The following is a 13,748-nucleotide window of genomic DNA, read 5'->3' on the forward strand; positions in this document are numbered from 1 at the left end:
CGTCGCCCGTACCGCCTCCTCAGCCGACCGCCTTCGCCGCCGCACGCCCCGCCGCTCGGCCCGAGAAGATGCAGCCGCCCAGGAAGGTGCCCTCGAGAGCGCGGTAGCCGTGCACACCGCCTCCGCCGAAGCCGGCCGCCTCCCCCGCGGCGTACATCCCGGGCAGCGGCTCCCCGTCCGCGGTGAGCACCCGCGACGACAGGTCGGTCTCAAGGCCGCCCAGCGACTTGCGGGTGAGGATGTTCAGCCGAACGGCGATGAGCGGCCCGGCGGCCGGGTCGAGTATGCGGTGCGGCGCGGCGGTGCGGATGAGCTTGTCGCCGAGGTACTTGCGGGCTCCGTGGATCGCCGTCACCTGGAGGTCCTTGGTGAAGGGATTGGCGATCTCCCGGTCGCGTGCGGTGATCTCGCGGCGCAGCCGGTTCTCGTCGATGAGCGGTTCCTTGGTGAGCGCGTTCATTCCGCGCACCAGGGCCCCGAGGTCCCTCTCGACCACGAAGTCCACACCGTGGTCCATGAACGCCTTGACCGGTCCCGGCACTTCGGCGCGGGCGCGCCCGATGACCCCGCGCACCGACTTGCCTGTGAGGTCGGGGTTCTGCTCGGAGCCGGACAGGGCGAACTCCTTGCCGATGATCCGCTGGTCGAGGACGAACCAGGTGTGGTCATGGCCGGTGCGCATGATGTGCTCCAGCGTCCCGAGCGTGTCGAATCCGGGGAACAGGGGTACAGGGAGCCGGTTTCCGCGTGCGTCCAGCCAGAGCGAGGAGGGGCCGGGCAGGATGCGGATGCCGTGCCGCGCCCAGATGGGGTTCCAGTTCTCGATGCCCTCGGTGTAGTGCCACATCCGGTCGCGGTTGATGTGGCTCGCCCCGGCGGATTCGGCGATCCCGAGCATCAGCCCGTCGACATGGGCGGGCACACCGGACAGCAGCTTGGCGGGCGGCGTGCCGAGCCGTTCGGGCCACTGGGCGCGTACCAGGTCGTGGTTGCCGCCGATGCCGCCGGAAGTGACGATCACGGCCTGGGCGCGCAGCTCGAAGGAGCCGGTGACCTCCCGGCTGCTCGCTTCCCCTCGCGCCACCGCGGACGGCTCCAGGATCTCCCCGGTGACGGTGTCCACACTGCCGTCCGTGCGGCCGAGCCCGGTCACCCGGTGCCTGAAGCGCAGATCGACCAGGCCGCGTGCGGCGCCCGCCCTGACACGTCGCTCGAACGGCTCGACCAGTCCGGGCCCGGTCCCCCAGGTGATGTGGAAGCGCGGCACCGAGTTGCCGTGCCCGATCGCCCCGTAGCCGCCGCGCTCCGCCCAGCCGACCACCGGGAAGAACCGCACTCCCTGGGCGTGCAGCCAGGACCGCTTCTCGCCCGCGGCGAAGTCGGTGTACGCCTCGGCCCAGCGCCGCGGCCACACATCCTCGTCACGGTCGAAACCCGCCGTGCCCAGCCAGTCCTGGAGGGCGAGTGCGTGGCTGTCCTTGATACGCATTCGGCGCTGCTCGGGCGAGTCCACGAGGAACAGTCCGCCGAAGGACCAGTGCGCCTGTCCGCCGACGGACTGCTCCGGCTCCTGGTCGAGCAGGATCACGCGGCGGCCCGCGTCCACGAGCTCGGCGGTGGCCACGAGGCCCGAGAGCCCTGCCCCGATCACGATGACATCGGCGTCGTACGCCATGGGTTGGGACCCTCTCGGAGCGGGCGCCTGCGGCGCGGACCTCTGCGGTGGCTCCGATCTTCGGTACGCGCGGGTAACTCGTCAACAGTCCGGGACGAACCGGCTGGACGAACCGGCTGGACGAACCGGCTTCGGGCTGCTGATTGGATGGACGGCATGAGAGACGACACCGACGCCGCTCCGGGCCCTTCCGAGGAGATCCTGGACATCGTCGACGAGCGCGACGAGGTCATCGGCCGGGCCGCGCGGGGCGAGGCGTACGCGCGCGGTCTGCGCCACCGCTGTGTGTTCGTCCAGGCCAGGGACGCACAGGGCCGGATCTTCGTGCACCGTCGCACGGCGACGAAGCTGGTCTTCCCCTCGCTGTACGACATGTTCGTCGGTGGTGTCGTCGGCGCGGGCGAGTCGTACGACGACGCGGCGCTGCGTGAGGCCGAGGAGGAGCTGGGCGTCAGTGGGCTCCCGCGTCCGGTCCCGCTCTTCAGGTTCCTGTACGAGGCCTCCGCCCCCGGCCGGGACGGGATCCGGCAGACGTGGTGGTCGGCCGTGTACGAGGTGCCGTGCCTGCTCCCGGTGCGTCCGCAGGCCGAGGAGGTCGCCTGGTACGACTTCCTGCCGCAGCAGGAGCTGGATGCCCGGCTGGGCACCTGGGCGTGGGTACCGGACGGCCTGGCCGCCTACGAACGTCTGCGCGCCCACCGCGGGTAGGGTGCGGCGCGTGAGCGAATTCGTACGGAATCTGCGGCTGTGGGTGTCGCCGGGGCGGATCCGGGAAGAGGGCGAGACTCCCGACTACCGCTTCTCGCTCGCCAATGAGCGCACGTTCCTCGCCTGGATCCGTACGGCGCTCGCCCTGATCGCGGGCGGCTTCGCCGTCGACCAGTTCCTGCCGGAGCTGCGCTGGGGTGTGCGCGTAGGTCTGTCCCTGGCGCTGATCGGCGCCGGCGTGCTGTGCGCCCTGCGCGGGGTCAACCACTGGGTGCGGTGCGAGCGGGCGATGCGGCGGGGCGAGGATCTGCCGGTGTCGCGCTTCCCCACGGTGCTGGCGCTCGTCGTGGGCGCTGTGTCGGTCACGATGGTGGTGGTCATCGCCTGGGGACCGCGGTGAGCGGCGACGCGGCACGCGACCCGGGCTTGCAGCCGGAGCGGACGCGGCTTGCATGGCGGCGTACGACGCTGGCGTTCACGGTCGCCGCGGTGCTGGCGGCGCGGCAGGTCGTCCACCATGAGGAGATCCGGGGCGGCGATCTGGTGGCGCTCGGGCTGAGCGCGCTGGTGTGGCTGGGGTTCCTGACGGTGGCTCACCGGCGCATCGGGGCGATGGCCATGGCGCGCCCACCGGGTGCGATGCCACCGGCCCAGGCCCTCGGCGCCGCCGCCTGCACTCTCGCGCTGGCGGCGTTCGCCGTGGCGATCGTCTGGTGATCCGCCCTGCCCCGTGCCGTCCTGCCCCGCCCTGCTCCCCTGCCGGGCCGGCGCGCCGGGGCCGTATGCGCGGGGCGCGTCAGCTCTCCCAGTCGACGGTGACGACGATCTTCCCGCGGGTGTGCCCGCTCTGGCTGAGCCGGTGGGCTTCGGCGGTCTCCTCCAGCGGGAGGCTGCGGGCCACGTGCACGGAGATGACCTCCTCCTCGGCGAGCTCGCTGAGCCGGTAGAGGTCCGCGGTGTTGGGGCGCACGAACGCGTAGTGCCCACCCAGGGTGGTGACGGCCGGATCCGCGATGGACGCGATCCGGCCGCCTTGTGCCAGCAGTTCGGCGGAGGCGCTGAGCGCCTCGCCGCCGATGGTGTCGAAGACGGCCTGCACACCGTCGGGCGCGAGGGCCCGCACGCGGTCCGCGAGCCCTTCGCCGTAGGTCACCGGCTCCCCGCCGAGCTCACGCACGTACGCGTGGGACGACTCGCTCGCGGTGCCGATCACCCGGGCGCCGAAGTGGCGGGCGAGTTGTACCGCCATCGAGCCGACCCCGCCGGCCGCGGCGTGCACGAGGAGGGTGTCACCGGTGCCCACACCGAGGTCATGGGTGAGGACCTGGTAGGCGGTGAGCCCGGCGAGAGGCAGGCCGGCCGCCTCCTCGAAGCTGAGGTTGCGGGGCTTGCGGGCGAGGGTGCGGACCGGGGCGGCCACGTATTCGGCGAAGGTGCCCCGGGAGAGGAAGTCCTCGCGGACATAACCCATGACCTCGTCACCGACGGAGAACTCGGGGGCGGAAGCCCCTGGCTGCACCACGACCCCGGAGACGTCCCAGCCGGGAATCACCGGGAAGACGGCGTCGATGAGCCCGTCCAGGTAGCCTTCGCGGCACTTCCAGTCGACCGGGTTGACGGCCGCCGCCCGCACCTTGACCAGGACGCTGTCGGGTCCGAGCTTGGGCTCGGGGAGCTCCCCGTACTCCAGGACTTCGGGACCGCCGTAGCGGCTGTAGCTGATCGCCTTCATGGGTCCGACACTCGGGCTCGAGGGGGCCGTGTGCAAGCAGAAGCGCCGTGGACACGGCCCAGGCAGGGGCAGCCTCCACCGGGCGGAGCACTGGACGGGCGCCGACCGGCCGGGAAGGCTGCTCCCGTCAGCCGGCCGCCACCGACGCCGACCGGCCGCGACCCGACCTCAGCCGACGACTCTCCCGGGGAGCCGCAGTGCCCGCGACCGATCCGTACACCGTTCCGCTCGCACCGTCCGTGTACGCCTACGTCCAGCCCGACGGCGGCTGGTGCCTCAACAACGCCGGGTTCGTCAGCGACGGGGATGCCACCCTCCTCGTCGACACGACCGCCACCGAGCACCGCGCCCTGCTGCTGCGGGAGGCGCTGCTCGCGACAGGCGCCCCGGCGCCGCGGCTGCTCGTCAACACGCACCACCACGGGGACCACACCTACGGGAACGCCGTCTTCCGCCCGGAGGCGACGGTCGTCGGCCACGAGGCCTGCCGCAGTGAGGTCATCGCCGCCGGGCACCAGCTCCACCTCATCTGGCCCGGCACCGACTTCGGCGACATCGCGATCACCGCGCCGGAGGTCACGTACAGCGAGCGCCTGACCCTGTACGCCGGGGGCACCGAGGTACGGCTGATCCACCCCGGTGTGGCGCACACCGTCGGCGACACGATCGTGCACCTGCCGGAGCACGGTGTGGTCTTCACGGGGGACCTGATCTTCAACGGGGGTACGCCGTTCATCCCGATGGGCTCGCTCACCGGCTCGCTGAAGGCGCTGGAGCTGTTGCGTTCGCTGGACGCCACGGTCGTCGTACCCGGGCACGGTCCGGTCACCGACCCCGGCGCCTACGACGCGACCGAGCGCTATCTGCGCTTCGTCGCGGAGATCGCCGAGGTCGCGCACACCAAGGGGCTGACGCCGCTGGAGGCGGCCAAGGGGGCTGACCTCGGTGAGTTCGGGGACCTGCGCGAGAGCGAGCGGCTGGTGGCGAACCTGCACCGCGCCTACGCGGAGCTCGACGGTCTGCCGGGTGGTTCGCCGCTCGATCCGGTCGCCGTCTTCGGGGACATGGCGGTGCTGAACGGCGGGGTGCCGGTGGCCTGCCACGCCTGATCGCAGGGCTCTCAGCGGGTCCCGGCCGGCCGGACCCTGGACGACATACCGACCGGTCGGTCATGATGAGGGGGAGACGACCCGCAGCCCCACCGGAGGTGCCCCATGAGCTCAGTCCCCCCGCCAGGCTTCGACCCCGAGCGGCTGCGCGGCCATCTCGACCACGTGCTGCCCGGCCTGGTGAGCGGACCGCTCAGTGCCCGGCTGATCCAGGGCGGCCGGTCCAACCTCACGTATGCCGTGACCGACGGTTCGAACCGCTGGGTGGTCCGCAGGCCCCCACTGGGACACGTCCTGGCCACCGCCCATGACATGGGGCGCGAGCACCGGGTCATCAGCGCGCTGCACCCCACGGCGGTACCGGTGCCGCGGCCCGTGCTGCTGTGCGAGGACGACACGGTCATGGGGGCGCCGTTCTACGTCATGGAGTTCGTCGACGGCACCCCGTACCGCACTGCCGAAGAGCTCGCTCCGCTCGGCCCGGAGCGCACCCGGGGCGCCGTGCTCGGCCTGGTCGACACGCTGGTCGAGCTGCACGCCGTGGAGCCCTCCGCGGTGGGGCTCGGCGACTTCGGGCGCCCCGACGGCTTCCTCGACCGGCAGCTGCGCCGCTGGGGCAAGCAGCTCGACGCCTCCCGCAGCAGGGAGCTGGCGGGCATCGACGAGCTGCACGCCACCCTCGGCCGCTCGCTTCCGGCGTCACCGCGGGCCACCGTCATCCACGGCGACTACCGCCTCGACAACGTACTGATCGGCGAGGACGACCGGATCAGGGCGATCCTCGACTGGGAGATGTCCACACTCGGCGATCCCCTCACCGACCTCGGGCTGCTGGTGATGTACAGCCAGAAGCTGGAGCTGCCCGGCTCTCCCATCAGCACGACGGCCGGGGCCGCGGGCCATCCGGACCCCGCCGAGCTGGTCGGGCGCTACGCCGCCCGCTCCGGCCGGGACACCTCCGCGATCGCCTGGTACACGGCCTTCGCATGGTTCAAGCTCGCCGTGATCCTGGAGGGCATCCACTACCGCTACACCCTGGGCCAGACCGTCGGCGCGGGCTTCGACCGCATCGGCGAACTCGTGCCCGTCTTCATCGAGCACGGCCTCACCACCCTTCAGGAAGGCTGATCAACCCCATGGACTTCGCGTTCGACGCACGCACCGAGGAACTGCGGGCCAGGCTGCTCGCCTTCATGGACGAACACGTGTATCCGGCAGAGGCGGTCGCGCACGAGCAGCTCGTCCGGTCGGCCTCCCCCTGGGACACCCCCGCGGTCATCGAGGACCTCAAGGCGGAGGCCCGCAGGCAGGGGCTGTGGAACCTGTTCCTCCCGGATTCGGAGTACGGGGCCGGGCTGACCAATCTCCAGTACGCACCGCTCGCCGAGATCACGGGCCGCTCCCCGCATCTCGCTCCCACCGCGCTGAACTGCGCCGCCCCGGACACCGGGAACATGGAGGTGCTCGCGCTCTTCGGATCCGACGAGCAGAAGAAGCAGTGGCTGGAGCCGCTGCTGGCCGGCGAGATCCGCTCGGCGTTCGCGATGACCGAGCCCGCCGTGGCCTCGTCGGACGCCACCAACATCGAGACGCGGATCGAGCGGGCCGCGCAGGGCACGGACGGCACGGACGAGTACGTCATCAACGGCCGCAAGTGGTACATCTCCGGTGCGATGAACCCGAACTGCAGGATCTTCATCGTGATGGGCAAGACCGACCCCGGGAATCCCGACATCCGGCGTCAGCAGTCGATGATCCTGGTCCCGCGCGACACCCCCGGGCTCGAGGTCCGGCGCGCGATGACGGTGTACGGCTATGAGGACCATCTGCACGGCGGCCACGCCGAGGTCGTCTTCGACAACGTGCGCGTACCGGCGTCCAACCTGATCAGCGAGGAGGGCAGCGGCTTCGCGATCGCCCAGGCACGCCTCGGGCCGGGCCGTATCCACCACTGCATGCGGCTCATCGGCATGGCCGAGCGGGCCATCGAGCTGATGTGCCGCAGGGCGGTGTCCCGTACCGCGTTCGGCAAGGCGATCGCCCAGCAGGGTGTCGTCCAGTCCTGGATCGCGGACGCGCGGGTCACGGTCGAGCAACTGCGGCTGCTGGTGCTCAAGACCGCCTGGCTGATGGACACCGCGGGCAACAGGGGGGCACACACCGAGATCCAGGCCATCAAGATCGCCACTCCGCGTGCCGTCGTGGACATCCTCGACCGGGCGGTCCAGGTCCACGGTGCGGGCGGCGTCAGCCAGGACTTCCCGCTGGCCGAGCTGTGGGCCGGGGCGCGGACGCTGATGCTGGCGGACGGTCCGGACGAGGTGCACCAGCGGTCGCTGGCGCGGCAGGAGCTGAAGAAGTACCGGTAGCGCCTGAGTGGGGTACCCCCACCGCCTGGCGATGGCACGCACCGGACGCCGCGAGCCCCGCCCGCCGGGCGGACGGGTACTCAAACACGGCCTAGGGACGCAGGGCCCGCAGCAGCAGATCGGCGAGGTGGTCGGCGACCTGCTGCGGGCTGAGCGGCCCGTCGGGCCGGTACCAGGTGGACAGGTGGTGGACCGAGCCGAAGTGGTAGTCCACGACCAGGTCGGCCGGGGTCGCGTCGGAGAACACCCCGCTGCGCTGACCCTCCTCGATCAGCGCCCGGAAACGCTCGTGGTAGTGCCGGCGCTCGGCACGGACCTGCTTGTTCTTCTCCGGGCTGAGGTGGTGCATGGAGCGGAAGAAGATCGAGGCGTCGTCGAGGTTCTCGATGGTGGTCACGACGACATCGGCGGCCGCGGCGCGCAGGCGCTGCTCGACCGGCGCGTCGGCCCCGGCGAAGGCGTCCAGACGCTCCTGCTGGAGACGCAGCACTCGGGCGTAGACCTCCTGGAGGAGGTCCTCCTTGGAGCCGAAGTAGTGGTAGAGGGCGCCTTTGGTGACTCCGGCCGTCTCCACGATCTCCTGGACGGAGGTGCGGTCGTAGCCCTGTCCGGCGAAGAGCCGGGTGGCCGTGGCCAGCAGCCTCTGGGGGACGGGGGTGCCGTTCCCGTCCGTTGTCCTGGCCATTGCCGCCACCCGCCCTTCCGTAACGTCTTCCGTGCCGGCATCCGGTGCCGTTCGTGTTCGGGAACGCGACTCCCGTCCGGAGATCTTCCCACTAGTCGCGATCGGGAGCTTCTCGCAGTCGGGTGTCGCCTTCCCGTGCGCTCCGCTCACGCACCACCCATGCCTTCCCACTTCTGCTGGATGTGGTTCATGCTGTCCAGCCAGCGATCGGTGTCGGTGGCCCTGGCCTGGTAGTACCCGGCGACCTCGACGTGCGGCAGGATCAGGAAGCGGTCGGCTCCGATGCCGTCCATGAGGGCCTCGGCGACGTCCTCGGGCTCGATGGCGCCGGGCGCGAGGACGAGCTGACCGGCCGTTCCGGCCTGGGTGAGCATGTCCGTGCGCACCCCCTGGGGGCAGATGGCGTGGACCTTGAGTCCGCGGTGACGGTAGGTCAGCGACAGCCATTCGGCGAATGCGAGTGCGCCGTGCTTGGTGACGCTGTACGGGGCGGCGCCGACCATGCTCAGCAGCCCGGCGGCGGAGACGGTGGAGACGAAGCGGCCGCTGCCGCGCTCCAGCCAGTCGGGCAGCAGGGCGCCCGCGGCACGCACATGCGCCATGACGTTGACGTCCCAGGCCGCGGCCCAGGCGTCCTCGTCGGCGAGGGCGCCGCCCGCGGCCGAGAGTCCGGCGTTGGCGCAGTAGATGTCGACGGTGCCGCCGAGCGCCTCACGGGCCTGCTCCACGATGGCGGAGGCATCGCCGGGGACGGCGATGGCGCCTGTCTCGTCGGCGACGGCCGCGGTCCTGCCGGGGTCGAGGTCATTGACGACGACCCGTGCGCCCTCTGCGGCGAACCTGCGGGCGAGTGCGGCCCCGATGCCGCCGCCCGCACCCGTGACCACCACGTTCGCACCCTGCACCTTGCTCATGGGACCTGCCTTCGGTAACGGCTCGACTGGGACGGCTCGGCGGTGTGACCGTCTCGGCAACAGACTAACCAGTCGGTATGTCCGACGAAAGCCCTGCGAAGCCGCAGCGGAAAGGGTTCTGCTGGCGTGTGTGCGCCAACGCTCTGGTCGTCCATCCCTCCTCGCGGGATGCTTTCCGCACAGCCGTTTCGCGGCGTGCGTCGCCCCTGGTGCGATTCCTGGGGACGTGCGCGGGGAGAAGGGACACGCTCGTGACCGAGATGGGTGCCGAGCCGTATCGGGAGCTCACGTTCGACGCGCAGGGGGATGTGCACCGCGCCCAGCGGGACGCGCTGGCGGCGCTGAAGGTCACGGATCTGGTGATATTCGCGCACGGATGGAACAACTCCCCGTCCGTGGCACGGGGCTTCTACACGCGCTTCTTCGAGCCGTTCCCCCGGTTCGTGGCGAGCGGGGCCACCGTCGGCTACGTGGGCGTCGTCTGGCCCTCGATGATGTTCACCGATGAGCCGATCCCGGACTTCGACACCCTCGCCGGGGTCTTCCCAGGTCAGGATCGTGTGCTCACACGGTTGTCAGCACTGCTCGCGGACGAGCCCGAGGAGCGGGCGGCCTTCGAGGAGTTCGGGGCGCTGGTGCGGGAGCTGGTCCGCACCGATCCGGCCGAGGGCTGTGCCGGCGATCTGAGCGATCCGGACGGGGAGGATGCGCCCGCCTTCCTCGAGGAGGACCCGGTCGAGGTGTGCCGGGTGTTCACCGAGGCCCTGGACGGGGTGGAGCCGTCCCTGGCCCTCGGTACCGGGCTCAGGAGACTGTGGAAGGGCGGGCGTGAGGTGCTGCGCCAGGCCACGTACTACACGATGAAGCGGCGGGCGGGGACGGTCGGCGAGCGGGGTCTCGGGCCCGTGATCGGTCATCTGGCCCGCTCGTCGCCCCGGACCCGGATCCATCTCGTCGGGCACAGCATGGGAGCCCGGCTGGTGGCCTTCGCGCTGCGCGGGCTGCCGGACGGGATTCGGACGGTGAAGTCGGTGACGCTGCTCCAGGGCGCCTTCTCGCACTACGCGTTCGCACCGTCGCTCCCCCATGCGCGCGGCAGCGGCGGGGCGCTGCGCGCCATGGAGACACGGGTGGACGGCCCGGTGGTCGGGTGCTACTCACGCCATGACACCGCGCTCGGAGTGCTCTACCCCCTGGCGTCACGGATGGCGAGGGACTCCTCGACCATCGTCGGTCTGGACGAACGCTGGTGGGCCGTGGGCCACGACGGCATACAGGCGGTCACCGGCGCGCGGCGACTGACCCTGGAGGCGGCGTTACGGGAAGGGCTTCCCGCCTCTGGCTGCGTCAGCGTGGACACGGCGACGGTGGTGTGCAGCGGCGGGCCGCCGTCCGGAGCGCACAGCGACATCCTCCATCCGGAGCTGGCCCGGGTGGTGCTGCGCGCGGGCCGGATCGGGCGCTGAGGCGGCGCCGGGAGCACCCGATCCGGGTCCCGCGTGGTCGGTCCCCTGTCAGCGGTGCGAGGGGAATTCCACGACCTGCTGGTAGGTCGGGCGGTTCTGCCAGTTGATCGCCGGATGGGTGATCCCGCCGAGGGCACGGTGCATCACAGCGTCGGAGCACCACTGGTCACCGGCCTGGCAGCTCGTGTCACCCGGGTAGACCTCGGTGGCGGGCTTCGCCACCGCCTGCCTCAGGGTGGTGAGCAGCGCATCCCGGCAGGCGGCGAGTTGGCCTCCACCGCAATAGGTCGCGGCGAGCGGACCGGCGACCGGGTCACCGAGGACCTGCCTCAGGTCCTTGTCCACGAAGCCCCACCAGCCGGACTGGAAGGCCGAGCCACTGTGCCCGCCCGTAGGGCCGTGGGAAGCTGCGGGCGACTCGTCGATGGGCAGGTTCGCCGCCAGGGCCTGGTAGAGAGCGTCACCGAGTCCGGGCCTGAACTCGGCGCCGACCAGCAGCGGCCACCAGGCGTCCATGATCCGTACGGCGTCGGTATGCCCGTAGACATGCGAGCCGGAGGTGGTCTCCTTGCGCTGTGCTCCAGCGGTCCGCCATGACTCCAGCTGCTGGACCGCCGCGCTGAGCTGGGGGTCGGTGACGGGTGAGCTCTTCACGACCCGGAGCAGCTCGGGCAGGAGCTGCTCGCCGCGCAGATCGGTGACACCGGCCTCGGCCATGGCCCGGGTGAGCGAGGCACGGGTCACCCCGCCGCTCCGGACCAGCTGGGCGACACGGTCGTCGAGCAGGTCGCCGCGGTGGACGGCGCCCATCCCGAAGCCCGCGGTGTTGTAGTCCTTGGCCTGCCGGTTGTTCCAGGAGATGTAGTAGTCCTGGCCGGTGGAACGGGGGTGCTCGGCGAACGGGGTGTACTCGGCCGCGTTGGCGACCGGGTCGAAGCCGCGCCATTCATATGCCGGTTCGGCCTTCACCGGCAGGGCCGGATCGACGCCCGGGGCACGCACCGGGTTCATGCCGCTGTTGTAGTAGGCGGCGGTGCGGGAGTCCGCGTAGAACCAGTTGAAGGCGTAGTCGATCTGGTGTGCGGCCTGCTGGAAGGATGCGGCGTCGGTCACGAACGAGGGATCGTTGAGCATCTGGAAGCCGATGATCGAATCGGCTTCATGCCCATAGGTGGTGCGGAGTGAGGTGTAGGCCACGGGCTTGCCGCCGATCGTGGCGCGGTGGGTGACGGTGCCGTACCGGGTGCGCCACACCTGGAGCCGGTAGGAACCCACCGCGGTCCCGTCGGCGACGGTCGGCTTCCAGGCGTTGCGCCGTTCCAGCTTCTCCATCGGGGTGCAACTGCCCCGGTAGAGGTAGTGGTCGGCGTCCAGGCCGGGTGTGCTGCCGCCGGGCACGCACAGTTCGACGGCGTAGGTGTCGGTGATGTCCTGACCGGCGGAGGTGGCGGACCAGGCGTAGTCCTGGCCGCGCCCCATCTGCACGTACATCCCGACGCCCGCGAAGGAGACACCGCGGGCGGAGATCCCCGGCCCCTGGATCTCCTGCAGCATCAGCAGCTGAGGAGCGAAGTAGCCGGTCTGCGGGCCGAAGACGGCGACGGGGTGGCCGCTCGCGGTGTGGGCTCCGGAGACGAGCAGGGCGTTGGACATACCGCGCCTGGGGTTGAGTGCCCCGGGCGCCAGCACGCCCTGGTCGAAGATGCCCTGGGCGGGCGCCAGCGCTCCCGGGTTGCGCACCGGGGTCTTGGCGTTGGTGCCGGCCGAGCCGGTGCGGTCGTGGACGAGCGGTTCGACACGCACCGAGCCAGGGTCGGGCAGGGCGGTGCCGCGCGGGTTCTCGGGCCGTTGCGCGTAGGGGAAGGAAGCGCCGTCGTGGACGGTGAGGACGGCTTCCGGGTCGTTGCGTTGACGGAAGGACTCCCAGACCCGGGTTCCCTCGGCCACGCCGTACTTCTGCTGGGCGGCGAGCAGCGCCAGCGCGGCCTGGACCTCGCCGCCGCCCCCTCCGCCGAACTGGCCGCCGACGACGGAGGCGATGGAGATCAGATCGGTCAGGCTGAAGGGCGCGATCTCACCGGCGTTGGTGATCGCGTCGATATGACCGGTGAGGACGTATTCCCCGGGGAAGTAGCGACCGTTCTTGGACTGCGTGCGATAGGCGTTGATGCCGTCGACGTAGGCCTGTGCGTCGGCCATCGCCTGCGCGCCCCGGGGTCCTTCGCCGGTGCGGATACGGTCGATCTGGGCCTGGAAGTCGGCCTCGGTATAGGGGGCCCCCGGCCAGAACTGCTGCTCAAGGCCCTGGTTGGCCAGCGCACCCCCGGCGAAGGGAGTGAGGTTGCCGCGGCCGATGTGCCGGAAGAGGTCCATCATCCAGAGCCGGTCCTGGGCGGCGGCGTATCCCGCGCCGAACTCCGTGCCGTACCGGGTGGTGCCCTTGATGTGCGGGACACCGGTCTTCTTGTCCCGGGTGATGCTGACGTCCGAGCGCGGGGTGGCCACCGACTCGACCTGGTTCGACGCGACGCCGAAGGAGGCGTCGTTGAAGAATTCGGTCAGCTTGGCGTCGGTGAGCCCGCCGTACCCGCCGGCCAGTGCGTCATAGCGCCCGAGCTGGTCGGAGCTGTGGCCGGGGCGGGTACCTAACAGCCGGTGGAGCAGGATGTCGGTGAGGGTGGCGTTTCCGTTCTGTCCTGGTGGCAGGATGTCGGCGCACTGGCTCTGCCCCTGTGCGAGGCAGTGGTCCACGACGGGGGCGGGGTCCTCGGCGGCGGTGGCCTGGGGCAGCGGCGCCAGGAGGGCCGTGCCGAGTACGAGGGCTGCACAGGCGGTTCTCAGTCGTCCGGTGGGGTGTCCGGTGATTCGTCGCATGGGTGCTCCTCGGTGAAGCCGGTGCGGCGCAGGCTACTGGCCGTATGACCCGTCGGTAAGATGAGTGACCGTCACTTCTTCTGTTGCGTCCGCGCTTTCTCGCGCCGCTTGTTCCGACCATCCGGCTGAATTCAGCCCCGCATCCGGGGACGGATGTTCGAGGGAGCCGGATTGGGTAGTCGTACGTCCATTCCTCAACGCGGAAGTACGAGCCAT

Annotated in this window: 12 protein-coding genes; 7 read left to right on the forward strand and 5 right to left on the reverse strand. The window is 70.9% G+C overall.

What is annotated here, in order from left to right:
* Positions 1-19: 19 nt before the first annotated feature.
* Positions 20-1,675, reverse strand: coding sequence for an FAD-binding dehydrogenase (locus ABZ532_RS23285; RefSeq protein WP_361286880.1), 1,656 nt, complete (start codon positions 1,673-1,675; stop codon positions 20-22).
* Between the two features lie 156 nt (positions 1,676-1,831).
* Here ABZ532_RS23285 and ABZ532_RS23290 point away from each other — a divergent pair, with 156 nt between their 5' ends.
* The 3 genes from ABZ532_RS23290 to ABZ532_RS23300 are packed head-to-tail and all read left to right on the forward strand — an operon-like array spanning position 1,832 to position 3,100.
* A complete protein-coding gene (locus tag ABZ532_RS23290; protein WP_361286883.1) occupies positions 1,832-2,383 on the forward strand; it encodes an NUDIX domain-containing protein in 552 nt (183 codons plus the stop codon).
* 10 nt (positions 2,384-2,393) lie between these two features.
* Entirely contained in the window at positions 2,394-2,783 is a 390-nt protein-coding gene (locus ABZ532_RS23295) for a DUF202 domain-containing protein (RefSeq protein WP_361286886.1), read from the forward strand.
* On the forward strand, positions 2,780-3,100 hold the full coding sequence (locus ABZ532_RS23300; RefSeq protein ID WP_361286889.1) for a DUF202 domain-containing protein: 321 nt from the start codon (positions 2,780-2,782) through the stop codon (positions 3,098-3,100). Before ABZ532_RS23295 ends, ABZ532_RS23300 begins: the two co-directional genes overlap by 4 nt.
* 79 nt (positions 3,101-3,179) lie before the next feature.
* Here ABZ532_RS23300 and ABZ532_RS23305 read toward each other — a convergent pair whose 3' ends face one another.
* The gene (locus ABZ532_RS23305; protein WP_361286893.1) at positions 3,180-4,115 is read right to left on the reverse strand and encodes an NADP-dependent oxidoreductase; all 936 of its coding nucleotides are present in this window, start codon (positions 4,113-4,115) and stop codon (positions 3,180-3,182) included.
* 197 nt (positions 4,116-4,312) lie between these two features.
* On the opposite strand from ABZ532_RS23305, the gene ABZ532_RS23310 reads away from it, so the two are divergent.
* From ABZ532_RS23310 to ABZ532_RS23320, 3 genes are all read left to right on the forward strand, one after another.
* Complete coding sequence (locus ABZ532_RS23310) at positions 4,313-5,224, forward strand: MBL fold metallo-hydrolase (RefSeq protein ID WP_361286896.1); 912 nt, start codon at positions 4,313-4,315, stop codon at positions 5,222-5,224.
* Between the two features lie 105 nt (positions 5,225-5,329).
* Positions 5,330-6,352 (forward strand): phosphotransferase family protein, encoded by a 1,023-nt coding sequence (locus ABZ532_RS23315; protein WP_361286899.1) that lies wholly within the window; start codon positions 5,330-5,332, stop codon positions 6,350-6,352.
* 8 nt (positions 6,353-6,360) lie between these two features.
* The gene (locus ABZ532_RS23320) at positions 6,361-7,593 is read left to right on the forward strand and encodes an acyl-CoA dehydrogenase family protein (protein ID WP_361286901.1); all 1,233 of its coding nucleotides are present in this window, start codon (positions 6,361-6,363) and stop codon (positions 7,591-7,593) included.
* 91 nt (positions 7,594-7,684) lie between these two features.
* Here ABZ532_RS23320 and ABZ532_RS23325 read toward each other — a convergent pair whose 3' ends face one another.
* Together ABZ532_RS23325 and ABZ532_RS23330 are read right to left on the reverse strand one after the other, a co-directional pair.
* Positions 7,685-8,278 (reverse strand): TetR/AcrR family transcriptional regulator, encoded by a 594-nt coding sequence (locus ABZ532_RS23325; RefSeq protein ID WP_361286904.1) that lies wholly within the window; start codon positions 8,276-8,278, stop codon positions 7,685-7,687.
* A gap of 146 nt (positions 8,279-8,424) precedes the next feature.
* A complete protein-coding gene (locus tag ABZ532_RS23330) occupies positions 8,425-9,192 on the reverse strand; it encodes an SDR family oxidoreductase (RefSeq protein ID WP_361286907.1) in 768 nt (255 codons plus the stop codon).
* A gap of 260 nt (positions 9,193-9,452) precedes the next feature.
* Here ABZ532_RS23330 and ABZ532_RS23335 point away from each other — a divergent pair, with 260 nt between their 5' ends.
* On the forward strand, positions 9,453-10,658 hold the full coding sequence (locus ABZ532_RS23335; protein ID WP_361287103.1) for an alpha/beta hydrolase: 1,206 nt from the start codon (positions 9,453-9,455) through the stop codon (positions 10,656-10,658).
* Between the two features lie 48 nt (positions 10,659-10,706).
* Here ABZ532_RS23335 and ABZ532_RS23340 read toward each other — a convergent pair whose 3' ends face one another.
* Positions 10,707-13,532: a penicillin acylase family protein gene (locus ABZ532_RS23340; protein WP_361286910.1), complete on the reverse strand. Its 2,826-nt coding sequence runs from the start codon at positions 13,530-13,532 to the stop codon at positions 10,707-10,709.
* Between the last annotated feature and the right edge of the window lie 216 nt (positions 13,533-13,748).

The organism is Streptomyces sp. NPDC019396, from assembly GCF_040632375.1.
Lineage (GTDB): Bacteria > Actinomycetota > Actinomycetes > Streptomycetales > Streptomycetaceae > Streptomyces.

Coding starts and splice junctions, on each gene's coding strand:
- ABZ532_RS23330 (WP_361286907.1), bottom strand. CDS start 9,192: ATGAGCAAGGTGCAGGGTGCGAACGTGGTGGTCACGGGTGCGGGCGGC.
- ABZ532_RS23315 (WP_361286899.1), top strand. CDS start 5,330: ATGAGCTCAGTCCCCCCGCCAGGCTTCGACCCCGAGCGGCTGCGCGGC.
- ABZ532_RS23325 (WP_361286904.1), bottom strand. CDS start 8,278: ATGGCCAGGACAACGGACGGGAACGGCACCCCCGTCCCCCAGAGGCTG.
- ABZ532_RS23340 (WP_361286910.1), bottom strand. CDS start 13,532: ATGCGACGAATCACCGGACACCCCACCGGACGACTGAGAACCGCCTGT.
- ABZ532_RS23290 (WP_361286883.1), top strand. CDS start 1,832: ATGAGAGACGACACCGACGCCGCTCCGGGCCCTTCCGAGGAGATCCTG.
- ABZ532_RS23320 (WP_361286901.1), top strand. CDS start 6,361: ATGGACTTCGCGTTCGACGCACGCACCGAGGAACTGCGGGCCAGGCTG.
- ABZ532_RS23335 (WP_361287103.1), top strand. CDS start 9,453: ATGGGTGCCGAGCCGTATCGGGAGCTCACGTTCGACGCGCAGGGGGAT.
- ABZ532_RS23305 (WP_361286893.1), bottom strand. CDS start 4,115: ATGAAGGCGATCAGCTACAGCCGCTACGGCGGTCCCGAAGTCCTGGAG.
- ABZ532_RS23285 (WP_361286880.1), bottom strand. CDS start 1,675: ATGGCGTACGACGCCGATGTCATCGTGATCGGGGCAGGGCTCTCGGGC.